This is a genomic window from Glutamicibacter sp. ZJUTW (genome assembly GCF_008370855.1).
Classification (GTDB): Bacteria; Actinomycetota; Actinomycetes; order Actinomycetales; family Micrococcaceae; genus Glutamicibacter; species Glutamicibacter nicotianae.
Genome location: NZ_CP043624.1, coordinates 2,544,444 through 2,566,434, shown reverse-complemented (window position 1 = coordinate 2,566,434; position 21,991 = coordinate 2,544,444). Strand labels below are relative to the sequence as shown.

Annotated in this window: 20 protein-coding genes; 12 read left to right on the top strand and 8 right to left on the bottom strand. The window is 62.4% G+C overall.

Annotated features, from left to right (window positions below; all coding sequences use genetic code 11):
• The first annotated feature begins 5 nt into the window (after positions 1–5).
• The 3 genes from F0M17_RS12130 to ccsB are packed head-to-tail and all read left to right on the top strand — an operon-like array spanning position 6 to position 3,449.
• Positions 6–761 carry a cytochrome c biogenesis CcdA family protein gene (locus F0M17_RS12130; RefSeq protein WP_073705841.1) on the top strand — a complete coding sequence of 252 codons (756 nt, stop codon included), beginning with the start codon at positions 6–8 and terminating at the stop codon, positions 759–761.
• Positions 761–2,389, top strand: coding sequence for a cytochrome c biogenesis protein ResB (locus F0M17_RS12125; RefSeq protein WP_038992306.1), 1,629 nt, complete (start codon positions 761–763; stop codon positions 2,387–2,389). Before F0M17_RS12130 ends, F0M17_RS12125 begins: the two co-directional genes overlap by 1 nt.
• Positions 2,382–3,449: a c-type cytochrome biogenesis protein CcsB gene (ccsB, locus tag F0M17_RS12120; protein ID WP_038992305.1), complete on the top strand. Its 1,068-nt coding sequence runs from the start codon at positions 2,382–2,384 to the stop codon at positions 3,447–3,449. The genes F0M17_RS12125 and ccsB overlap by 8 nt, the downstream gene beginning before the upstream one ends.
• A 267-nt stretch (positions 3,450–3,716) precedes the next feature.
• Here the strand turns inward: ccsB and F0M17_RS12115 are convergent, their stop codons facing one another.
• Positions 3,717–4,160 (bottom strand): PLD nuclease N-terminal domain-containing protein, encoded by a 444-nt coding sequence (locus F0M17_RS12115; protein WP_121867167.1) that lies wholly within the window; start codon positions 4,158–4,160, stop codon positions 3,717–3,719.
• Positions 4,161–4,213: 53 nt separating this feature from the next.
• On the opposite strand from F0M17_RS12115, the gene F0M17_RS12110 reads away from it, so the two are divergent.
• The gene (locus F0M17_RS12110; RefSeq protein ID WP_038992302.1) at positions 4,214–4,504 is read left to right on the top strand and encodes a DUF4229 domain-containing protein; all 291 of its coding nucleotides are present in this window, start codon (positions 4,214–4,216) and stop codon (positions 4,502–4,504) included.
• Between the two features lie 133 nt (positions 4,505–4,637).
• On the opposite strand, the gene F0M17_RS12105 is transcribed toward F0M17_RS12110, so the two are convergent.
• From F0M17_RS12105 to F0M17_RS12095, 3 genes are all read right to left on the bottom strand, one after another.
• Entirely contained in the window at positions 4,638–5,522 is an 885-nt protein-coding gene (locus F0M17_RS12105; protein WP_121867166.1) for a 1,4-dihydroxy-2-naphthoate polyprenyltransferase, read from the bottom strand.
• Between the two features lie 75 nt (positions 5,523–5,597).
• Positions 5,598–6,725, bottom strand: coding sequence for an AMP-binding protein (locus F0M17_RS12100; RefSeq protein WP_149597170.1), 1,128 nt, complete (start codon positions 6,723–6,725; stop codon positions 5,598–5,600).
• Positions 6,726–6,752: 27 nt separating this feature from the next.
• The gene (locus tag F0M17_RS12095) at positions 6,753–7,715 is read right to left on the bottom strand and encodes a 1,4-dihydroxy-2-naphthoyl-CoA synthase (RefSeq protein ID WP_174787668.1); all 963 of its coding nucleotides are present in this window, start codon (positions 7,713–7,715) and stop codon (positions 6,753–6,755) included.
• Between the two features lie 184 nt (positions 7,716–7,899).
• Between F0M17_RS12095 and F0M17_RS12090 the strand changes: the two genes are divergently transcribed.
• Entirely contained in the window at positions 7,900–9,339 is a 1,440-nt protein-coding gene (locus tag F0M17_RS12090) for an amino acid permease (RefSeq protein WP_149597169.1), read from the top strand.
• A 75-nt stretch (positions 9,340–9,414) separates the two neighbouring features.
• Here the strand turns inward: F0M17_RS12090 and F0M17_RS12085 are convergent, their stop codons facing one another.
• Positions 9,415–10,842: an MFS transporter gene (locus tag F0M17_RS12085; protein WP_210416642.1), complete on the bottom strand. Its 1,428-nt coding sequence runs from the start codon at positions 10,840–10,842 to the stop codon at positions 9,415–9,417.
• A 336-nt stretch (positions 10,843–11,178) separates the two neighbouring features.
• On the opposite strand from F0M17_RS12085, the gene F0M17_RS12080 reads away from it, so the two are divergent.
• From F0M17_RS12080 to F0M17_RS12070, 3 genes are read left to right on the top strand one after another with little or no spacing between them, the layout of a single operon-like run.
• A complete protein-coding gene (locus tag F0M17_RS12080) occupies positions 11,179–12,402 on the top strand; it encodes a thiolase family protein (RefSeq protein WP_073705847.1) in 1,224 nt (407 codons plus the stop codon).
• Between the two features lie 2 nt (positions 12,403–12,404).
• Positions 12,405–13,199 carry an enoyl-CoA hydratase/isomerase family protein gene (locus tag F0M17_RS12075; RefSeq protein ID WP_149597168.1) on the top strand — a complete coding sequence of 265 codons (795 nt, stop codon included), beginning with the start codon at positions 12,405–12,407 and terminating at the stop codon, positions 13,197–13,199.
• A 2-nt stretch (positions 13,200–13,201) separates the two neighbouring features.
• Positions 13,202–14,074 (top strand): 3-hydroxyacyl-CoA dehydrogenase family protein, encoded by an 873-nt coding sequence (locus F0M17_RS12070; RefSeq protein ID WP_038992296.1) that lies wholly within the window; start codon positions 13,202–13,204, stop codon positions 14,072–14,074.
• Positions 14,075–14,128: 54 nt separating this feature from the next.
• Here the strand turns inward: F0M17_RS12070 and F0M17_RS12065 are convergent, their stop codons facing one another.
• Together F0M17_RS12065 and F0M17_RS12060 are read right to left on the bottom strand one after the other, a co-directional pair.
• Complete coding sequence (locus F0M17_RS12065) at positions 14,129–14,383, bottom strand: LuxR C-terminal-related transcriptional regulator (RefSeq protein ID WP_149597167.1); 255 nt, start codon at positions 14,381–14,383, stop codon at positions 14,129–14,131.
• Between the two features lie 145 nt (positions 14,384–14,528).
• A complete protein-coding gene (locus tag F0M17_RS12060) occupies positions 14,529–15,431 on the bottom strand; it encodes a serine protein kinase RIO (protein ID WP_066140929.1) in 903 nt (300 codons plus the stop codon).
• Positions 15,432–15,571: 140 nt separating this feature from the next.
• On the opposite strand from F0M17_RS12060, the gene F0M17_RS12055 reads away from it, so the two are divergent.
• From F0M17_RS12055 to F0M17_RS12040, 4 genes are all read left to right on the top strand, one after another.
• Positions 15,572–16,300 carry a tyrosine-protein phosphatase gene (locus F0M17_RS12055; protein WP_223308760.1) on the top strand — a complete coding sequence of 243 codons (729 nt, stop codon included), beginning with the start codon at positions 15,572–15,574 and terminating at the stop codon, positions 16,298–16,300.
• Positions 16,301–16,331: 31 nt separating this feature from the next.
• Entirely contained in the window at positions 16,332–16,700 is a 369-nt protein-coding gene (locus F0M17_RS12050) for a VOC family protein (RefSeq protein ID WP_149597166.1), read from the top strand.
• 133 nt (positions 16,701–16,833) lie between these two features.
• Positions 16,834–18,957 (top strand): phenylacetic acid degradation bifunctional protein PaaZ, encoded by a 2,124-nt coding sequence (gene paaZ, locus F0M17_RS12045; protein WP_121867160.1) that lies wholly within the window; start codon positions 16,834–16,836, stop codon positions 18,955–18,957.
• Positions 18,958–19,283: 326 nt separating this feature from the next.
• Positions 19,284–21,059, top strand: a complete 1,776-nt coding sequence (locus F0M17_RS12040; protein WP_246857057.1) for a carbohydrate-binding module family 20 domain-containing protein — start codon at positions 19,284–19,286, stop codon at positions 21,057–21,059.
• A 57-nt stretch (positions 21,060–21,116) separates the two neighbouring features.
• Here F0M17_RS12040 and F0M17_RS12035 read toward each other — a convergent pair whose 3' ends face one another.
• A complete protein-coding gene (locus tag F0M17_RS12035) occupies positions 21,117–21,830 on the bottom strand; it encodes a nicotinamide mononucleotide transporter (protein ID WP_143180981.1) in 714 nt (237 codons plus the stop codon).
• Positions 21,831–21,991 lie beyond the last annotated feature (161 nt).

Genomic DNA, 21,991 nt, shown 5'->3' with positions numbered 1-21,991 from the left:
GAGCAGTGACCTCTAATCCCTTTGCCGACATCGTCCTGGACGGGTCGTTGCTCCTGGCCGCACCAGTGGCCCTGCTGGCCGGATTGGTCTCCTTCCTCTCGCCTTGCGTCCTTCCGCTGGTGCCGGGCTATCTCGGCTACGTCACCGGATTGACTGGCGCAGATTTGAAGGACCACCGCCGCGGCCGGGTCGTCTCCGGCGTGCTGCTCTTTGTCCTGGGATTCTCTGTGGTCTTCATTGCCGCCGGCGTGCTCTTCAGCCAGGCGTCCGCATGGCTGAGGTTCAACGGCTCCTGGGTCACCCAGGCGTTGGGGTTGGTCGTGGTCTTCATGGGCATCGTCTTCATGGGCGGATTCTCCTGGATGCAGCGGGACCGCAAGATCCATAAGAAACCGCCTGCCGGCTTGTGGGGCGCCCCGGTGCTGGGCTTGACCTTCGGGTTGGGATGGGCGCCGTGCATCGGACCGACGTTGAGCGCGGTATTGATCATGTCCACCGGAGTGGACGCGAACGTGGGCCGCGGAACCCTGCTGACCGTGTTCTATTGCCTCGGGTTGGGCCTGCCCTTCATCCTGATCGCAATGGGTCTGCAGCGCGGCATGCAGGCGCTGGCGTTCTTCCGCAAGCACCAAGTACTGATCATGCGTTTGGGCGGGGGACTGCTCATCGCCTTGGGCCTGGTCATGGTGACAGGGCTCTGGGGAACATGGGTAGCAGAACTGCAAAACTGGTTTGCCAATGAAGTGAGGTTGCCAATTTAATGGCGAAAAAACAACGGAAGTCCAAGGGAACCGGCGACGTGCCTGCCCTGGGATTCGTGGGCTCCATGCGCTGGATCTGGACCCAGCTGACATCGATGCCGACAGCACTGTTCCTGCTGCTGCTGCTCGCTGTCGCTGCGGTGCCGGGCTCGATTTTCCCGCAGCGCGATGCCAACCCCGAATCTGTCGCCCAGTATCTGGAGCAGCACACCACCGCTGGCCCCTGGCTGGACCGCTTCCAGATGTTCGACGTGTACTCCTCGGTGTGGTTCTCCGCGATCTACATCCTGCTGTTCATCTCGCTGATCGGCTGCATCCTCCCGCGTGTGAAGAAGCACGCCAAGGCCTTGCGCACCCCGCCACCGCGGACCCCGGCGCGCCTGGACCGCCTGCCCCAGTACAGCACGCATGAAATTCTTGAAGGCGAAGCCGATACGCCCGATGACCAGCAGGTCATCGATGATGCGTTCAGGATCCTGAAGAAGCGCGGCTACCGCGTCGAGCGCCGCGAGGATGCCACCGGTGCCTCGGTGGCCGCTGAGCGCGGGTACACCCGCGAAATCGGCAACCTGCTCTTCCACATCTCGCTGGTGGGCGTCCTTGCTTCCGCGGCGATCGGCGGCTCCCTGGGCTACACCGGGCAGCGTGTGGTGGTCGAGGGGGAAACCTTCGTGAACTCGCTGGTCGCCTATGATTCCTTCACCCCTGGCACGAACTTCAATGCCGATAACCTCCCTGGCTACGCAGTGACCCTGGACAAGTTCGATATTGTCTTCGACCGCGAATCCGAATCCCACTTCGGCCAGCCTCTGGACTTCACCGCCCACGTGCAGGTGCGCGAATCGGCCGATGCCGAGCCTGTGAAGCAGGAACTGAAGGTCAACCACCCGCTGCGCATCAAGGGCGCCGACGTCTACCTGGTCGGCAACGGCTACGCGCCGGTGATTACCGTCAAGGACGGCAACGGCAACGTCGCCTACTCCGGCCCGGCGGTCTCCATCCCGCAGGACTCGGTCTACACCTCGATGTTCGTGCTGAAGGTGCCGGATGCTGAACCTTCGCAGCTGGGCTTCCAGGGCTTCCTGCTTCCCACCGCGCTGGTGGACGAGAACGGCTTCGGCATTTCCGGCGACCCCAACGCCATTAACCCGCAGCTGCACCTGAACTCGTACTTCGGCGATCTCGGACTGGACGACGGCAACCCGCAGAACGTGTTCGTGCTGGACACCGACAAGATGGAGCCGCTGAACAGCCGTGATCTGGATGCCGGCGGCATCATCCTCGAAGCCGGACAGACCTACGAGCTGCCCGACGGCAAGGGCTCGATCACCTTCGACGACCTCAAGCGCTATGTCGCACTGGACGTGAACCACGACCCGGGCAAGCTGCCGATCGGCATCTCTTCGGCTCTGGCGTTGATCGGCTTGTCGATCTCGCTGTTCACCCCGCGTCGCCGCGTTTGGGTGAAGCTGAAGAATGAGGACGGCAAGCGTAGTATCGAATACGCATTGCTGGCACGTGGCGAAGATCCGCGTCTGGAACGCGAAGCCGCAGAACTACAAAAGATCTTTGACAAGGCTTGGCCATTGGCAAGCCAGGAGCAGAACCAAGGAGCCGTAAATGGATAACGCAGGGGCATTAGCGCCTATTAATGAAACGCTGGGTGAATACAGCCAGCTGTTCATGCTGCTGGCCGCCATGGTCTATGGGGTCGTCTTCATCATTTTCGCCTTGGACCTGGCAAAAACCAACAAGTCCATCAGCGAAATGGATTCCCAGGCGCTCAAGCGCGACGAGGAACTGCTGGTCAGCGCCGGCAGTGCCGCGGTAGGCACCAAGGCCCGTGCCAGCAGGGGTGCCGCCGCGCGTGCCGATAACGTCGGCGAGCACATCGTGACCGACAAGATGGAATACACCCAGCTGTCATCCAAGCGTCCGATGGCGCGCATTGCCGTGGTGCTGATGTGGCTGGCAGCGGTCCTGCACGGCGGCGCAGTGGTTTCCCGGGCAATGGCAGCGCACCGCGTGCCGTGGGGCAACATGTACGAGTTCCTGTCGACCGGTGCTTTCCTGGTGGCCCTGGTGTACCTGCTGGTGCTGATCTTCAAGGACCTGCGCTTCATGGGATCCTTCATTTCCGGCCTGGTGACCTTGATGCTGTGCGGTGCCACCATCGGCTTCCCCACACCGGTGGGCCACCTCGTTCCCGCTTTGCAGTCGCCATGGATCGTCATCCACGTTTCCATCGCGGTGCTGGCTTCGGCGCTGTTCGCCATCAGCTTCGCCATGAACGTGCTGCAGCTGATCCAGCATGCCCGCATGAACCGCCTGGCCGCTGGCCAGAAGGACAAGTTGCCCTTCATGCGCGTGGTGCCGGGCGCCGGCGCACTGGAGAACTTCGCCTACCGCATCAACACCATCGCCTTCGTGATGTGGACCTTCACCGTGATCGCCGGAGCGATCTGGGCTGAAGCCGCCTGGGGCCGTTACTGGGGTTGGGATCCAAAGGAAGTCTGGTCCTTCGTGATCTGGGTGGTCTATGCAGGCTACCTTCACGCACGCGCCACCGGCGGTTGGACGGGTCCACGCTCGGCCTGGTTGTCCATCATCGGCTTCCTGTGCGTGGTCTTCAACTTCACCATCGTGAACATCTTCTTCGACGGCCTGCACTCCTACGCCGGAGTCTAGACCCAAAAGAAATCGGCACTGCGAGCGGTTTCCCTTTCAGGGGAGGCCGCTCGCAGCGTTTTAACCGCGCAGTGCAGGGCGCCGTGTCCAGCTGAGGCGCAAGTAGCCTGCAAGTGGCCCATTGAGCCCGTCCGGAGCCCGGAGAAGCGGTCCGGGGCTAGTGTCCGGCCACACGGTTGCCCCGGGGCTCCAGGGCACAAATAAAGCCCAGCTGCGCTGGCTAGGCGTGCTGGGCTGGTTGCCGGGAACCCCGGCAGGTCGAGAGGGCTATTCGGAGTCAGGCGAAGCGCTGTCTGAGCCTTCTGGGTTGTTCTCGTGCTCCGCGCTGGGCTTTGGCTCCTTGGCCTCCGGCTTGGCTGGTTTCGCGTCGTCGGCCTTCTGCGCTTCCTCGCGTTTGGTGAGGTCTTGCTCACGCGCCTTCAGGTCGGCTTCACGCTGCTGCTGGCGGCGCCAGATCTCCAGCTGGCGCAGGAAATCCTCGTCATCGTCCGGAGCCATGGACTTCTGCGCCGGGGCATCATGAGATGCTGCAGGGCGCCCCAGGAGGAACCACAAACCGGCTCCGACGAGCGGTAGCAGGATGATGACCGCGAACCACGCAGGCTTAGGCAATGAACGTATGCGGCTGCGTTCTGCACGAGCGCATTCGATCAGGGTGTAGATCGTCAAAGCAACCGAAACCACTGCGGCGAAAATTAAAATGCGGACCATGCTTCCATTCTAGTGATAATCCTGTTCACAGGTTCATCGGTAGACTTAAGACTATGCAGTTCGTGAAATATACCGTTATCCGCCTAGGCGTATTCCTCGCCGTTTTCCTGGGCCTCTGGTGGGGTCTGAGGTGGCCAATCTTCGTTTCCGGAATTATTGGCCTCATCGTGGCCTTCGCGGTGGCCTACCTTTTCTTCAACAAACTTCGTCTACGGGCGAACGAAGATATCCGCAATGCCTTCAACAAGACCTCGGCCAACAAGACCAAGAAGCAGCTGGACGACGAAGCTGTCGAGGATGAATTCGACGAATCGCAGCGCAAGCAGACGCCTCACGCCGAGTAGTTCCCGCTACGCAGGTCAATCGAGAACTGCATGGCCCAGCCAACCACCCTGGCCGGCACGGCAATTAACGAGATGGGCTGGCCGGATCGCATGATCCGGCCAGCCCATCGTCTTATGCAGTCACTGCTGGAGCCTAGGCTAGAACCTCGATGGCGATCGCCAGGGCGAAGAGCACCGCGTAGACCATATTCACAATGCCGGTCTGCTTGAGCACCAACACCAGTTTGGGAAGCCGCTGCTCGCGAAGCATCAGCAGCGATGGCGCCGCCGCAGGAATGAAGGTGATCAGGATCAGCCACATCCACGGGAAGTCGCCGGTGGCCAGCAATGGCAGCAGGATGGCTGCCGCCAGCATCAGCACATAGCTCAGGCGGGCGTTGTGTTCGCCAAGGCGTACCGCCAAGGTAATCTTCCCCACCTCTTTGTCGGTAGGAATGTCGCGCACGTTATTGGCCATCAGCAGGGCGCAGCCGATCAGCCCGGTGCCGATGGCACCCCACAGTGAAGCCATGGTCAGCTGGTTGATCTGGGTGAAAGTGGTGCCCAGGGTGGCAACCAGGCCGAAGAAGATGAAGACGTAGATATCGCCCAGACCTCGGTAGCCATAGGGGTTCTTGCCGCCGGTGTAGCCCCAGGCGGCAAAGATCGCGGCAACGCCGACCAGCAGCAGCGGCCAGGCTGAGGAAAGGATAACCAGGATCAGGCCGAAGGCGGCGGCCAACCCGAAGCACCCGAAAGCGGCATTGCGCACGTTCTTCGGCTCCGTGAGCTTGGAACCGGTCAGGCGCAGCGGGCCGACGCGTTCGTCATCGGTGCCGCGGATGCCATCCGAGTAGTCGTTGGAGTAGTTCACTCCCACTTGGAGCAGCAGGCCCACGAGCAGAGCCAAGATGAAACGGATCCAGTGAATGGTTCCGGTTTCACCGAGCGCGGCCGCGGTGCCGATGACGACCGGGGCAATGACGATGGGCAAGGTGCGCAAGCGCGCTCCGGAAACCCATTGGGAAAGTGTGGCCACTTCCTGTCCTTTCAGGGCAAGTGAAAACTCGTACCCTCTAGTTTCCCGCGATTAGCCGTGCAAGGCGAATTGAGGCTAGTCGCGAATGCCCAGTTCCTCGATGAGCAGCCGCCGGTTGAACTTGCCGTTGGGCAACTGCGGCAAGCCGTGGGGGTAGTGGCGCACGTGCTTTGGCACAGCCTCCTTGCCCAGGGTCCGGCGCACCGCGTCAAAGGCATCGGCGGTGCTGGTCGGGCCCGAATAGGCCAGGCCCACGCTTTGGCCCCATTGCGCATCGGGCAACGGAACCACGATTGCCTGCGTAAAGAATTCCTCCAGCAGCCCTTCGATCTTCGATGCCGAAAGCTTAATGCCACCGGAATTAATCACGTCATCGACGCGTCCGATGATCTTCAAGCGCTGTCCGTCAACCGTGCCCAGATCATCGGTGACATACCAGCGCGCACCATCTCGTTCAACGAAGTGCTCGGCCGTGGCTTCGGGGGCGTTGGCGTATCCGTCGGCCAGCATCGGTCCGGAAACCCAGATGCGTCCCTCATGCTCGGCCAGCTGCACGCCGGGAAGCGCGGTGCCGTTGTAGACCAGGCCGCCGGAGGTTTCCGAGGAGCCGTAGGTCTGGAAAATCTTCAGCCCGTGATGCCGGGCGCGGGTCAGCAGATCCCGGCTGGCTCGTGCCCCGCCCAGGAGGATGGCATCGAAGCGCTTCAGCGCCTGCAGGGTTTCCGGAGCCGGGTTGTCCAGCAGCCGGGCCAGCTGGGTCGGCACCAGCGAAGTGATCCGGCGGGACTCGACCATTTGATTGGCCGCTTCGGTGAAAGCCGTGGCCGAGAAGCTCCCCCTGGTGTCCATGGCCACTGGCTTGGTGCCGGCGAACAAGGAACGGGTCAGCACGCTCAGGCCCGCCACGTAGTGCACCGGCAGGGCCAATAGCCACTGGCCTTCGAAGCCGAGGAACTCGGCCGTGGCCTGCGCGCTGGATGCCAACGCCGAAACGCTGAGCACCGTGCGCTTGGCCCGGCCGGTGGAACCGGAGGTCCGCACTACCGCCATGGGCTGCTCGAAACCCGGCAAGTCCGTTGGGGCCAGGTACTCGATGCGCCATCCGTTGGGGCTGCGCTCATCGAGCAGCACCTCAATGGCCGGGCCCTCGTCATTGGCCGCCTTGGCCAGGGCCGCGAGCAGTTCAGCGAGTTGTGCGTCCATATCCGGTCCTCGTTTCTCCGCGCTGGATTAGAAGTAGTAGGGGTAGTTGGACCAATCCGGGTCGCGCTTGCCCAGGAACGCGTCGCGCCCCTCCACTGCTTCGTCGGTCATGTAGGCCATGCGGGTGGCCTCGCCTGCGAAGACCTGCTGTCCGGCCAGGCCATCGTCGGCCAGGTTGAAAGCGAACTTCAGCATGCGGATGGCCTGCGGGGACTGGCGCGCGATATCGGCTGCATACTCCAACGCCACCTCTTCGAGGCGTTCGTGATCCACCGACTCGTTGACCGCACCCATGCGGACCATGTCATCGGCCGAGTACTCGCGGGCGAGGAAGAAGATTTCGCGGGCTGTCTTCTGCCCGACCTGGCGGGCGAGCAGCGCCGAACCGTACCCGGCATCGAAGGAGCCGACGGTGGCGTCGGTCTGCTTGAACTTGCCGTTCTGCTTCGAGGCGATGGTCAAATCCGAGACCACGTGCAGCGAGTGCCCGCCGCCGGCAGCCCAGCCATTGACAACGCACACCACAACCTTTGGCATGGTGCGCATCAGGCGCTGGACCTCCAGGATGTGCAGGCGTCCGGCACGTGCCGGGTCGATGGACTCGCGGGTCTCGCCCTCGGCATAGCGGTAGCCGTCGCGGCCGCGGATGCGCTGGTCGCCGCCGGAGCAGAAAGCGTGCCCGCCGTCCTTCTCCGATGGTCCGTTGCCGGTCAGCAGCACGGTGGCCACATCGCTGGTCATGCGGGCATGGTCCATGGCGCGGTACAGCTCGTCCACGGTGTGCGGGCGAAAGGCGTTGCGCACCTCGGGGCGGTCGAAGGCGATGCGCACGGTGGGAAGGTCGCGCACGATGCTGCCATCAGCGGTTCGCTCAACCTGGCGATGGTAGGTGATGTCGGTGAAGTCGAATCCCTCGACCACGCGCCAGCGCGTTGGATCGAAGACATCGGAGACCTTCTCGGGCAATGCGGAATTATTCAGGCTACTCACCCTATGAATGCTAGTCGGTTTCGTCCCGAACTCTAAGAAAGGGGGAGTAGACTCTTCACGGCCCGACTGGCGGTTGCGCACGGAATCCCCGCCTCGAAGCCTTGGACCACCCAGTGAGTCACCGGATTCATTTCGCGATTTTGCACGGATCCATTCAACGCTTCCGTAGGTCAGGAGTTCATCTATGCCATCTGCCCAGCATCAACCGGCAGCCCCGGAAATCAGCGCCGAGGGCTACAAGAAATCCCTGAGCCGCCGCCACGTCCAGATGATCGCGATCGGCGGAGCCATCGGCGTGGGGCTGTTCATGGGGTCCGGCGGGCGGCTGGCCTCGACCGGGCCGGCACTGGTGCTGTCCTATCTGGTGGCCGGTGCGCTGGCCTACCTGCTGATGCGGGCCCTGGGTGAATTGATCATGTACCGCCAGACCTCAGGCTCCTTCGTCTCCTACGCCGCTGAGCTCTTCGGCCCGAAGGGCGCCTTCGTCTCCGGATGGATGTACGTGCTGAACTGGATCATGACCGGCATCGCCGAATTGATCGCCATCGGGCTGTACTTCCAGTACTTCTTCCCGAATGTCCCGGTGACCGTGTCCGCATTCTGCGCGCTGCTGCTGCTGGTGGCCATCAACCTGTTCAGCGCCAAGGCGTTCGCGGAGTTCGAGTTCTGGGCGGCCTGCATCAAAGTTGCCGCGATCCTGCTGTTCCTGGCCGTGGGCACCTACATGGTGGTGACTAACGCCCAGGTCGGAGAGCACACCGCATCGGTGGCCAACCTGTTCATCGGCGATGAGAACGGCGAGGGCGGCATGTTCCCGCGCGGCTTCTTCGTCAGCATCCTGGTCCTGAATTCGGTGATCTTCGCCTACAACGCCATTGAACTGGTGGGCATTGCCGCCGGCGAGATGGAGCACCCGGAAAAGGAAGTTCCTTCGGCAATCCGCGCCGTGGTCGTCCGCATCCTGGTCTTCTATGTCGGCAGCGTGTCCCTGCTGGCCATGGTGCTGCCCTGGAACGAGTATGAATCCGGGGTCAGCCCGTTTGTCACGGTCTTCGAGAAGATGGGCCTGGGCTGGGTGGGCAGCGTCATGAACCTGGTGGTGATTACCGCCGCGCTGTCCTCCTGCAATTCGGGCTTGTACTCCATCGGCCGCATCCTGCGCACCATGAGCGGCAACGGGCATGCCCCGCAGTGGCTTTCCAGGATGAACAAGCACTTTGTGCCTTCAGCCGGCATCATCACCGTGGGCGTGGTCTATCTTGCCGGCGTCATCCTGAACATCTGGCTTGGCGATTCCTTCGCCTTCGACCTTGCCTTGAACACCGCATCCATTGGTGTGCTGTTCACCTGGGCCTCGATTTTCGGATGCCAGCTGATGCTGCGCAAGAAAAAGGGCGCTGTGTCCTCGCTGCTCATGCCGGGTTCGCCCATGACCGGCTGGATCGGATTGATTTCCCTGCTGGTGATCACCGTCTTGATTTCTTTCGATACGCTGACCGGGGAGAACGGCGAGGTATTCCCGGTAGGGCTGTACACGATCGCGACGATTCCGCTGTTCGCGGTGCTGCTGTGGGTCGGCTGGCGGTTCGCCCGCAGGCACGCCCGGTCGAGCATCGACTTCTAGCCGCCGGGCTTTCGGCACCAAGCACCAAGGGGGCGCATCTGCACTGCAGATGCGCCCCCTTGGTGCTGTGCTGGCTCAGGACGTCCGGGTTTCGTCCTGTTGCACTGTGGCCAAGATGCCGGTGTCCAGGGCATCGGGGATTTCTGTCCCGCGCAGCGAGGCTCCGGCGGTCTCCGGCATGAACTTGATGGCGATCGCGCCGATGACGCAAGCTGCCATCATGTAGATCGCAGGGAAGAGCAGGAAGCCGGTGGAATCGATTGCCGCTTCGTTGACCATCGCGGCGGTACCGCCGAAGATGGCGGTGGCGACGTTGTAGGTGATCGCGAAGCCCGCGAAGCGCACCTGCGAGGGGAACATCGCCGGGAAGGTCGCGGTAATGGTCGCCAGCTGCGGGATGTACAACAGTCCCAGCACAGCGAAGCCGACAATGGCCCAGGCGAAGGACTGGCCCATGAGCCAGAACATCGGCAGCGCCAGCACGAACAGGCCGATCACCGAGGCGTACCACATCGGACGGCGTCCCACCTTGTCGGAGAGCGAGCCGGCGAACGGGATGACCGCCATCATGGCGACTTCGCCGATCAGGATGGTGGCCAGCGATGCGCTGGAGCTCAGCCCCAGCTGGGTTTCCAGGTAGGTCGGCATGTAGCTGAGCAGCGTGTAGTTGACGACGTTCAACGCGATGACCAGTCCGGTCATGGTCAGCATCGGTCGCCAGTACTGCATGACCAGTTCCTTGAGCGAACCGCCTTGCTGGGCTTCGCCGGCCTCTTCCATCTCCTGGAAGACCGGGGTGTCTTCCAGCTTGCTACGCAGGTACAGGCCGATCAGGCCCATGGGCAAGGCGAGGAAGAACGGGATGCGCCAGCCATAGGCCATCATGGCTTCTTCGCCGAGCATCAGCTGAAGGGCCAGCATTACCGCGGTACCGAGGGCGAAGCCGCCCAGGGTGCCGAATTCCAGGAAGGAGCCGAAGAAGCCGCGCTTGCGGTCCGGCGCGTATTCGGCCATGAAGGTTGCCGCGCCGCCGTATTCGCCACCGGTGGAAAAGCCCTGGACCATGCGCAGCAGCACCAGCAGGATCGGGGCTGCGACGCCAATGGCTTCATAGGTGGGCAGGACACCGATGAGGAAGGTGGCCAGCGACATCATGATGATCGTCAGGGCCAGGATCTTCTTGCGGCCCAGCTTGTCGCCCAGCGGGCCCCAGACCAGGCCGCCAATCGGGCGGACCAGGAAGGAGAGGGCGAAGGTGGCCAGGGCCATGAAGGTGCCGCCCTCGGTGGGGAAGAAGTGGGCGGTGATGTAGGTGACGGCTACGGCGTAGACACCGTAGTCGAACCATTCGGTCATGTTGCCCATGGCCGAGGCGGCAGTGGCCTTGCGAACTTCTTGCCGGCCTTCCTGCGTGTTCATGTCCGGGCCGATGTCGTGGTCCAGGTCGGGTGTGAAACTATGAGAATTCGAGTTGTCGTTTGGCTGGCTATGTTCCGGTTGCATTGCTGCTCCGTTGTTTTCAGCTTTCCGTCGACCGATCGCCCAAGGGCCAGATAGAAATTCATCGCCTTGGCCGCGGTCCACGATCCGAGGGTTTCCCGGAGTCGGTTAAATACCAGAGGCTATTCGAATCATTCTGCAAAATCAAGCACTGACATGGATTTGGTTCCGAGGGTTCGCGGATAAAACGGTAGTTGGCCTGTGGGCTGGCCACGTGGAATAGCAGGCCTGAAAATGTTCAATTGTGAAAAAGCGGCGATCCGCGACTTTATTATTGAACGAATGGTCGGTAAGTTTAGGTGTTGAGGGTCACTAACCATTTCGGCATAAGGAGCACAAATGACCGAGGCATTTCTCGTAGGTGGAGCACGCACGCCGGTAGGCCGCTACGGAGGGACGCTCAGCGCTGTGCGCCCCGACGACCTGGCTGCGCTGACGATCCGCCGCGTCATCGACGACGCAGGCATCGACCCGGCAGACATCGATGAAGTCATTTACGGAAACGCCAACGGCGCCGGCGAGGAGAACCGCAACGTGGCCCGCATGGCTGCGCTGCTGGCAGGACTTCCCATCACCGTTCCTGGCATCACGGTCAACCGCCTCTGCGCCTCCGGCATGAGCGCCATCACCATGGCCAGCCATATGATCAAGGCCGGTGCCGCCGACATCGTCGTCGCCGGCGGCACCGAATCCATGTCGCGGGCTCCCTGGGTCATGGAAAAGCCGGCCAAGGCCTTCGCCAAGCCGGGGGCAACCTTCGACACCTCCATCGGCTGGCGCTTCACCAACCCGCAATTCCTTTCCGGGGAGTACGCCCGCGATGGCAAAGCCACGTTCTCCATGCCGGAAACCGCCGAGGAAGTCGCCCGGGTCTACAACATCTCGCGCGAGGACTGCGACCAGTTCGCCGTCGAATCCCACGCCAAGGCCATCGCCGCCATCGAAGCTGGGCGCTTCCGCGATGAAATCGTTCCGGTGACCGTCAAGGGCCGCAAGGGCGACACCATCGTGGATACGGATGAAGGGCCTCGGCCTGGCACCACCATGGATGTGCTGTCCGGACTGCGCCCAGTAGTCAAGGGCGGCAGCGTGGTCACCGCCGGCAACGCCTCGACGCTGAACGACGGAGCTTCGGCGATCCTCGTGGTTTCCGAACGCGCCATCAAGAAGTACGGCCTGACCCCGCGAGCACGTATCGTCGACGGGCAGGCCGCGGGCCTGGAACCGGAGATCATGGGCATGGGACCGGTTCCGGCGACGCGCAAGGTCCTCGAACGCGCCGGCGTGGGCATCGAGCAGATCGGGGCCATGGAAATCAACGAAGCCTTCGCCAGCCAGTCCCTGGCCAGCATGCGCGAGCTGGGCGTAGACGCCTCAATCGTCAACCGCGACGGCGGCGCCATTTCGCTGGGCCACCCGCTGGGTTCCAGCGGTTCGCGCATTGTCATCACCCTGCTGGGCCGCATGGAACGCGAACTGGCTTCCGAGCAGCGCAAGCTGGGCGTGGCCACCATGTGCGTCGGCGTCGGCCAGGGCACCGCCATCCTGCTGGAAGGCGTCTAGGCATGAGCGATTTGAACAGCGAATTCACCACCCTCAAGCTGTCGGAAACCGATGACCGGCTCTGGGTGCGCCTGCACCGGCCGGATGTGCGCAACGCCATCGACCAGGCCATGGTCGACGAGCTGCACGCCATCTGCGCCTACCTGGAGAAGAACCCCAAGATCCTGATCATCGCCGGCACCCCCGCAGAAGCGCCGAGCGAAGCCAACCCCAAGGGGCGCAAAGGCATCTTCGCTTCGGGCGCGGACATTGCCCAGCTGCGCGAACGCCGTCGCGATGATGCGCTCGCCGGGATCAACTCGGGCATCTTCGACAGGATCGCCAAGCTGCCGATGCCGGTGATTGCAGCCCTCGACGGCTTCGCGCTGGGCGGCGGTGCCGAGCTGGCCTATGCCGCGGACTTCCGCATCGGCACCCCCGAGCTGCGCATGGGCAACCCTGAAACGAACCTGGGCATCATGGCCGCGGCCGGCGCCACCTGGCGGCTGAAGGAGCTGGTCGGCGAACCGCTGGCCAAGGAAATCCTGCTGGCCGGCAAGGTGCTCACCGGCGAGCAGTGCCTGGCCGCCAACCTGGTCACCGAATTGCATCCCGCCACCGAGCTGGATGCGGCGGCCGACGCCTTGGCGGACCGCATCGGAGCCCAGGATCCTCTGGCGGTTCGGATCACCAAGTCGGTCTTCCATACTCCCCGCGAAGTCCACCCGGTCATCGACACCTTGGCCCAGGGCATGCTGTTCGAGTCCCAGGCAAAATTCGACCGCATGCAAGCATTCCTAGATCGAAAGAAGAAGTAAGCATGAGTGCACAGACCAGCTTCACCTCCGGCGCACTGCCGCAGCAGATGGGCGTGCTCGGCGGAGGGCGCATGGGCGCCGGCATCGCCCACGCGTTCCTGATCAGCGGCAGCTCGGTGACGGTTGTCGAACGCGACAGCGAGTCGGCGCAGGCCGCCTATGAGCGCGTGGCAGCATCAGTGGACAAGTCGATCGCCCGCGGCGGGGTGAGCGAAAGCCGCGAAGAGCTGCTGGCTCGTTTCTCCACCAGTACCGATTACGGGCAATTCGCCAGCGCGCAGCTGGTGATTGAAGCAGTCCCCGAAATCTGGGATCTGAAGGTCTCCTCGCTGCAAGCGGTGGAGCAGGCCTTGGGCAGCGATGCCGTGCTCGCATCCAACACCTCGTCGCTGTCGGTCAGCGGACTGGCCGAGGAATTGCAGCGTCCGCAGAACTTCCTGGGCCTGCACTTCTTCAACCCGGTCCCGGCTTCCACCCTGATCGAGGTCGTGATCGGCAAGCAGACCGACCAAGCGCTGGTGGGTGCATCGCGCGGTTGGGTTGAAGGCTTGGGCAAGACCGCGGTCGTGGTCAATGACGCTCCGGGCTTCGCATCATCCCGCTTGGGCGTGGCAATCGCGCTGGAAGCGATGCGCATGGTCGAGGAAGGCGTCGCCAGCGCCGAAGACATCGACAATGCGATGGTCCTCGGGTACAAGCACCCCACCGGCCCGCTGAAGACCACCGACATTGTCGGTCTGGACGTGCGGCTGGGCATTGCAGAGTACCTGCATGAGACGCTGGGGGAGCGCTTCGCTCCGCCGCAGATCCTGAAGGACTTGGTGGCCGAGGGCAAGCTGGGCCGCAAGACCGGGCAGGGCTTCTATACCTGGTAGGACATCGATGAAAAGGGCTGCGCATGCAGCCCTTTTCGCGTTCCGGCAGGTGTTTCAGGCGATCAAGCCGCTGTGGCGCGCACGCAGCACCGCATCGAAGCGATTCGTGGCGACCAGCTTCCGCGCCGCCGGCGCCAGATAGCTCGTGACGGTGCTTTCGGCTAAGCCCATATGCGCGCCAATCAAGGCATTGCACGGGACCAGCGCCAGATGGGAATCCACTTCGAGCTCACGCGGCGAAAGGACAGAGAGGCCGACGCCTTCATTTGCCTGGCCATGGGAGCCTCCAGCGCAAGCACGCTGATTCACGAGCTCGGCGGCTGGCCGGGCCGGATATCACCGCACTCCTGGCCTGGAACGGCTTTTGCCATCGGCGACAACACCACCTGGCGTCGTGCGGTGCTGCCTGTCTGAGCCCAGTGGGCGTACAAACCGGTGGTCGGCAAGCGCCGGCTCAGAACAGATGGCTCAGCAACGAAGAAAACAACTCATCCGGGTCATTGGGCAGTCCCTTGGAAGCGAACCACTCGCAAAGATTCACGCAATCGCGATGCAAGAAGTCCAAACCGTTCGGGTTGCCGGCGAGATCGACGCACTGCGGAACATCGATCACCACCAGGCGTTCGCCGGATACGAGAAGGTTGTATGCCGAAAGGTCGCCGTGGGCGACCCCGAGTCCGGCAAACCTCTCCAACGCGTCGACGAGCTGGTCCCACAGCGCTGGCAGGCGCGGATCAAAGCGCGAGAGCTGCTGCAACCTCGGAGCCGCCGCATGCTGGTCCTCGGGATCGGCGATGAACTCCATCAGGATTTCGGTGCCGTCGATTTGCACCGGATAAGGGACTGGAATTCCCGCCTCGTAGCAGCGCAACAGGTAGGTCCATTCGGCGTTGGCCCACTGCAGCGCTGCCACCTGCTTGCCGTAGGTGGAGTTGTTGCGGATGGCGCGGTTATCACGCGAACGCCGTGCGGAGCGCCCATCGCTGTAGGCCTGGGAACGGCTGAACTGCATTTGCTCACGTGAACGGTAGCGCTTTGCGGCCAGAAGGCTGCTGCGATCTTCGGTGGCACGTTCCAGCAGGAAGACATCGCCTTCCTTGCCGGTTTTCAGGATTCCCAGCTCCGTGTCAATAGCGGCGGCGTCTTCGATGAGCCAGTGCGGATACGGCTTCGGCCCGCGCAACCCCTTTTCGATAAATGGCCACGTCGAGTACCGTTGGCCGTCATCCGGTTCACCGGTATCGGATTCGTTCCAGACAGGCTTGTGCTTGCTGAATTTCAGTTGCTCATCGGCATCTGCGGAGCCGGCATCGATCAGTGGTGAATGTGCGGCCGCGAGGCCAGCGGGGTAATGCATTGGAAATAGTCCTTGGAAGTAGTGGGGAGTGACGGGTATAGGCGGAAAGCAATCATCGTTACCCCTCCTTCGCTAGACTGATTGACGTTTGTCAATGACTAAAACTCTACAACATGCCAGCGATGTGTTGCAATGGGCCTATGAACCAAAGCCTGAATTACCGCAAGCAAGCCGGAGATCTGGAATGGAACGGAGCCGTCAATGCGCGGCATGTCTGCGGGGCGTTCTACCGCATGGGCAGGCACGAGTGGCTGACCGACCAGGGGTGGCGGCAGCTGCAGGATGACGGCATTGACCGGATCATCGACCTGCGCAACCCGAGCGAGATCAGGCGCCGCGAACATGACCCGGTGGTTGCCGAGCCGAGCATGCGGGGTATCGAGCTGATCAATCTCCCGCTGGAATCCCCAGGTAACGAGCGTTTCGAAGCGGTCGCGGTCCCGTATATGAACCACACCGGGATGTACCGGCTGGTTTGCGAGGAATTCGGGGATCAGCTGGTGGCGGTCTTCGAGAATCTGGCGGCAACCCGCAGCGGAGCGGTGATCCACTGCTCCGCCGGGAGGGACCGCTCGGGCCTAGTGGCGACGCTGCTGCTGGATTTGGCCGGGCTCCGCGACGAAATCCTGGCGCAGGACGAAGCGGCGGTGCGCGGCATCAATGAATGGCATCGGGTCTCGCCGCGCAAGCACCCCCATGAGTCCCACCAGTCTGCCGGTGAGCTGGAGGCTATCATCAGCAGCCGCGCCGCCGAATTGGAGAAGTTCCTGGACTGGCTCGGCTCTGCGGAGGACTACCTGCGCGGCCAAGGCCTGAGCGAGGACAGCCTGTCCGCTGTCCAGGCGCTGGCTCGACTCAATATCCCATGACAGCGCCGCAGCCGCGCTGTAGGCTCGGGGAATGGATGGAATACCGCGGCATCATGCCTTGAACTATGTTGAACTGACCGTCACCGACCTGCAGGCGGCAACGGATTTCTACGCGGCCGCCTTCGGCTGGAAGTTCATCGACTACGGTGACCGGTACGCTGGCATCCTCATGCCGGAAGCGAGCACTGAAGAGTCCGGGGGACTGCTGCTGTCCGACAAGCCGCGGCCTGTTGGCGGGCCCTTCGTGCTGCTGTATTCCGACGACCTGGATTCCACGGCGCGCGCCATCGAGGCCGCTGGCGGATGGCTCGACCAGCCGGCCTATCCCTTCCCCGGCGGTCGCCGGCTGCATTTCACTGATCCCTCCGGCAACGAGCTGGGTGTCTGGGCCAGCCGATAGCGAGCTTCGGCCGGTTGTCGGCGCTGGCGCCTCACCTCGTTCTCTTGCGCAGTCATTCAGGTGTCGTCGATCACGCCAATGCTGATATGGTTAACACTATTACTGACCGACCGTTCAGAAAGGAATTGCGTCGATGACGACAGCCCAGATTGGTGCAGTACCAAGTTTCATTGCCGGCCAATGGCAGACCCCAGCAGCCGAGGGAGGTACCGAAGTCCTCGACGCCAACACAGGCGAGCTGCTCGCCACCGTCACCAAGGAACCCCTTGATGTCGCCGGCGCCGTCGCCTACGGCCGAGAGACCGGCCAGCGGGAACTTGCCAAGCTGTCCCTGCATGAGCGCGCGCTCAAGCTCAAGGAACTGGCGCTGTACCTGAACGAGCGGCGCAAGGACCTGTACGAGGTCTCCTTCAAGACCGGTGCTACCAAGATCGATTCGATGGTGGACATCGACGGCGGCATCGGCGTGCTGTTCACCTTCTCCTCCAAAGGCCGGCGCGAGCTGCCCAACTCCAACGTGATCCTGGATGGGCCAACCGAACCCCTGAGCAAGGACGGCTCGTTCATCGGCACCCACATCTACACCGCGATGGCCGGTGTTGTTGTCCAGGTCAACGCATTCAACTTCCCTGTGTGGGGCATGCTGGAGAAATTCGCTCCTGCCTTCATCGCCGGCGTGCCAACAATCGTCAAGCCGGCGACCCCCACCGGTTACCTCACCGAAGCGGCGGTGCGCATGATGCTGGATTCGGGCATCCTTCCTGAAGGATCCCTGCAGCTGCTCTCCGGATCTGCCCGCGACATCATGGACCACCTGGACTACCGGGACATGTTCGCATTCACCGGCTCGGCATCCACCGCCAGCAAGCTCAAGGCGCACCGCAACGTCATCGACGGGGGTGTCCGCTTCGCGGCAGAAACCGATTCCCTGAATGCGGCCATCCTCGGCCCGGACGCGGTGGAAGGAACCCCTGAATTCGACGCTTTCGTCAAGGTTGTCGTCAATGAGATGACGTCGAAGGCCGGACAGAAGTGCACCGCCATCCGCCGCAACATCGTGCCGGCCGCTCAGGTTGACGCGGTCATCGCCGCCATCGGCAAGCGCATCGATGAACGCGTAGTCATCGGCGACCCGCGTGTTGAGGGCGTCACCATGGGCGCTTTGGCTTCGCTGGAGCAGCTGGCCGACGTGCGCGGGGCCGTCGAGGACATGATCGCTGCCGGCGGCGAGCTGGCCTACGGCCGGCTGGATGCCCCGGCGGTACGAGTGGCTCCGGAAACCGATGCCGTAGCGGAATCCGGTGCCTTCATGTCGCCTGTGGTGCTGCGCTGGAACGACGCGCGCAACCCGATCGTGCACTCGCGCGAAGCGTTCGGCCCGGTCAGCTCAGTCATCGGCTATGGCAGCGTCGAGGAGGCAGTGGAGCTCGCCGCCATGGGCGCCGGATCGCTGGTCGCGACCGTGTGCACCAATGACGCCGAATCCATGCGTGCCCTGTCCCTAGGCATCGCCGCCCACCACGGGCGCGTGCACATCCTGAACCGCGAAACCGCCCGGTCCACCACCGGCCACGGATCCCCGGTTCCGCACCTGGTCCACGGCGGCCCGGGCCGCGCCGGCGGCGGCGAAGAACTCGGCGGCATCCGCTCGGTCAAGCACCACATGCAGCGCACCGCGGTCCAGGGCTCGCCCAACATGATCACTGCGCTCAGCGGAGTCTGGCATACCGGCGCCCAGCAGTCGCTGGCAGGCAGCCCGAAGTTCGGCGGCAAGCCGGAGAACGTCCACCCGTTCCGCAAATCGCTGGCCGAGCTGAAGATTGGTGACGGTTTCGCTTCGGACCTGCGCGAAGTCAGCTTGGAGAAGATCACCGAATTCGCCAACGAAACCGGTGACACCTTCTACGCGCACACCGACCAGGCCGCCGCGGAAGCCAATCCGTTCTTCCCCGGCATCGTGGCCCATGGCTACCTGCTGGTTTCCTGGGCCGCGGGGCTGTTCGTAGAGCCTGCTCCGGGACCGGTCCTGGCCAACTACGGATTGGAATCCCTGCGCTTCATCACCCCGGTGGCTGCCGGAGATTCAATCCGCGTGACCCTGACGGCCAAGAAAATCACGCCGCGAGTCACCGATGAATATGGCGAGGTCGCATGGGATGCGATCTTGCACAACCAGAATGATGAGATTGTCGCGACCTACGATGTCTTGACCTTGGTGGAGAAAGAAAACCTCACCTACGCCAACTTCGAAGGCTAAAACGCAACTTCAGCAAGGGTGGATGCCGTCAACCACGGCATCCACCCTTTTGCGTGCTCGGAGCCAGGACAGCTTTGCCGGATATCTATGAAAGCGTTTCCAATTTTGGCAAGATTTGACGCGGAGTGAAAAAATTTTAGGGCAATTTACGCGGACATTTTCGCGGGTTTAATGTATTTACAGAAATTTACTTATTGGAGAGAGATAAGAAAACGCTTACAGTTGTGTCGCAGGTCACGCGTTGATGGGGAACGTGTGGTTGAGCGATCCCGACGCTGTCGCGTCGAGCTATCGCAGCCCGATCATCACAACAAAGGAGTTTTTCTGTGGGACTTTTGCCATCACGCGCCAAATCAACACAACGCCGGCACGGAGCCAGGACGGTGAAGCCGGTGGCAGCACTCGGCGCCTCGCTCGCCCTGCTCGCCGCACCGTTGTTCGCAGCACCCGCCCAAGCCGCCACCCCATCCAACGACGGCAAGGATGTCATCCTCAACCTGTTCCAATGGAACTGGAATTCGGTAGCCCAGGAATGCGAGTCCAGCATCGGTCCAGCAGGATATGGCTACGTCCAGGTCTCGCCTCCAGCTGAGCACCTGCGCGGCACTGCATGGTGGACCTCGTACCAGCCGGTGAGCTACAAGGTGGACTCGAAACTGGGCAACCGCGAGGAATTCTCCGCCATGGTCAAAAGCTGCAACGACGCAGGCGTGAAAGTGATCGCAGACGCCGTGGTCAATCACATGACCGGAGCCGGGCAGACCGGTACTGGAACCGCAGGCTCGGCTTTCTCCGATGACAACTTCCCAGAGTATTCGGCCCAGGACTTCAACGATTGCCGCACCAACATCACCAACTATGCCGACCGCTGGCAAGTGCAGCACTGCCGCCTTGTGGGCTTGCAGGATCTGAAAACCTCCAGCAGCTACGTCCAGCAAAACATCGCCGACTATCTCGATGACCTCGTCTTGCTTGGGGTATCCGGATTCCGCATCGATGCCTCGAAGCACATCCCCGCAACGGACCTCGAAGGCATCAAATCCAAGATGAAGAACCCCGGCGTGTACTGGGTCCACGAGGTGATCGGGGCGTCGGGTGAACCGATCCAGGAGAGCGAATACCTCGGCAGTGGCGACTCGCACGAATTCGACTATGCGCGGCAGCTCAAGCATGATTTCGACGCGCAAATCGCCAACTTGCGCTTCATCGGCGACGGCAAGCTCACCAGCGACCGGGCCGGGGTTTTTGTCACCAACCACGACACCGAACGCAACGGCGAATCCATGAACTACAAGTGGGGCGCCAAGTACCTGCTGGCCAATGTTTTCATGCTCTCCTGGCCTTACGGATCGCCCACCGTGTATTCCGGATACACGTTCACCGACAAGGATGCAGGCGCTCCGGGCGCCAGTGACGCATCGGTACCCAATGCCGACTGCGACTCCTCCGCCTGGACCTGCGAACAGCGGCAAGATGAAATCACCGGAATGGTGGGCTTCAACAACGCCGTCGGCGACGCGGCTGTCAGCAATTGGTGGGACGATGGCGGCAACCAGATCGCATACGGCCGCGGCAATAAGGGATTCGTAGCCATCAACAACACCTCGGCGGCAACCACCCGCGAATACACCAGCTCGCTGGCCGCTGGCACCTATTGTGATGTGGTGTCCGGAGGCGATTGCTCGAAGACCATCACTGTGGGCGCCGACGGCAAGTTCACCGCGACACTGCCTGCCTACGGTGCCATGGCCCTGCACATCGGTGCCGTATCCGATGGCGGATCAGGAACGCCGGATCCGGTCGAAGACACCGCTGATGTCAGCGTCGAGGTCACCGCCCAAACCGTCTGGGGGCAGAACATCCGCATCGTCGGCAACCAGCCGGAACTAGGCAGCTGGGATCCGGCCAAGGCGCCACAGCTATCAGCTGCCAGCTACCCGAGCTGGAGCGGAACGGTGGACCTTCCGGCAGGAACGCAGTTCGAATACAAGTACGTCAAGTACGACCAGAGCGGCAATGCCACGTGGGAATCAGGGGCCAACCGCATCGCGACCGTGAATGCGGACGGTTCCCTGAACCTGAACGACAGCTGGCGCAATTAGCCACAAAAAAATGATCCCGCCCCAGTTCACACTGGGGCGGGATCATTCTAGGTTCAGCTACTTTTCGGTTTTGGCATTCAGCTTGTCCATGGTTGCCTGCTTGGCTTTTTGCAAGGCCAGCTCTTCCTCGTCCAGCTCGACCTGCACCGGCTCGGCAGCCTGGGCAGGAAGGCCGCGCCACAGGAAGTAGCCGTACGCGGCGGCCAGGGCGATGAAGACGAACAGGCCCATCATGCCCAGCATCGGGGAGATCAGGAAGTAGACAACCAGATCGGCAACGGCAGCCACGGCCAGCACCAGCCAGCCGGCGCGCACGCCGCGGGCAACCATGACAAATGACGCGAAGATGGCCGCATCGGCGAAGTAGAGGACCCAGATTTCCGGGGTTGCGCTCATGAAGCCGCCATTGAACAGGAACGGGCCGAAGCGCAGGGCAACCAGCAGGACCAAACCCACGAACAGGCCGAGCGCGGACCATGGCGTCACGGCAGTGCTCGTGACCACGCGGGTGAATTTGCCCTTGAGCTCGAAGCGGGAGAAACGCCACAGGCCGAAGATGGCGATCAGCAGCAGCGGAACGGCGTAGATCAGTCCCAGTAGATCGAACTGCATCGAGGTAATGACCGGGCCAACGAAGACGCCCAGAATCAGGGTCCACCAGCCCAGGTCATTGCGGTGCGCCAGCAGAGCCGCGGAGACGAAGACAAGCAGCATGCTCGCGGCAGAAAGCAGGATCTGGACAAAGGAACTACTGCTGTCGGCGGTAGCCATGAAAAGGGTTTCTAAGATGGAATCCACAGCGCTCTTCACTTGGTTGATCGAGAATGTCCGGTGCTGGAAGCACCCCTTCGATGCTAGCTGTGAATTCTGTGAGGATGGCAAGATTGCCAGGTTGGATGCGCCACATCCAGGTGCCTCCGCACCCGGTTAAC

Bases quoted from the DNA above. Each gene is read 5' to 3' on its own strand.
- F0M17_RS12125 (WP_038992306.1), top strand. From the start codon at position 761: ATGGCGAAAAAACAACGGAAGTCCAAGGGAACCGGCGACGTGCCTGCC.
- ccsB (WP_038992305.1), top strand. From the start codon at position 2,382: ATGGATAACGCAGGGGCATTAGCGCCTATTAATGAAACGCTGGGTGAA.
- F0M17_RS12115 (WP_121867167.1), bottom strand. From the start codon at position 4,160: ATGGTCCGCATTTTAATTTTCGCCGCAGTGGTTTCGGTTGCTTTGACG.
- F0M17_RS12110 (WP_038992302.1), top strand. From the start codon at position 4,214: ATGCAGTTCGTGAAATATACCGTTATCCGCCTAGGCGTATTCCTCGCC.
- F0M17_RS12100 (WP_149597170.1), bottom strand. From the start codon at position 6,725: ATGGACGCACAACTCGCTGAACTGCTCGCGGCCCTGGCCAAGGCGGCC.
- F0M17_RS12090 (WP_149597169.1), top strand. From the start codon at position 7,900: ATGCCATCTGCCCAGCATCAACCGGCAGCCCCGGAAATCAGCGCCGAG.
- F0M17_RS12085 (WP_210416642.1), bottom strand. From the start codon at position 10,842: ATGCAACCGGAACATAGCCAGCCAAACGACAACTCGAATTCTCATAGT.
- F0M17_RS12080 (WP_073705847.1), top strand. From the start codon at position 11,179: ATGACCGAGGCATTTCTCGTAGGTGGAGCACGCACGCCGGTAGGCCGC.
- F0M17_RS12075 (WP_149597168.1), top strand. From the start codon at position 12,405: ATGAGCGATTTGAACAGCGAATTCACCACCCTCAAGCTGTCGGAAACC.
- F0M17_RS12070 (WP_038992296.1), top strand. From the start codon at position 13,202: ATGAGTGCACAGACCAGCTTCACCTCCGGCGCACTGCCGCAGCAGATG.
- F0M17_RS12060 (WP_066140929.1), bottom strand. From the start codon at position 15,431: ATGCATTACCCCGCTGGCCTCGCGGCCGCACATTCACCACTGATCGAT.
- F0M17_RS12055 (WP_223308760.1), top strand. From the start codon at position 15,572: ATGAACCAAAGCCTGAATTACCGCAAGCAAGCCGGAGATCTGGAATGG.
- F0M17_RS12050 (WP_149597166.1), top strand. From the start codon at position 16,332: ATGGATGGAATACCGCGGCATCATGCCTTGAACTATGTTGAACTGACC.
- paaZ (WP_121867160.1), top strand. From the start codon at position 16,834: ATGACGACAGCCCAGATTGGTGCAGTACCAAGTTTCATTGCCGGCCAA.
- F0M17_RS12035 (WP_143180981.1), bottom strand. From the start codon at position 21,830: ATGGCTACCGCCGACAGCAGTAGTTCCTTTGTCCAGATCCTGCTTTCT.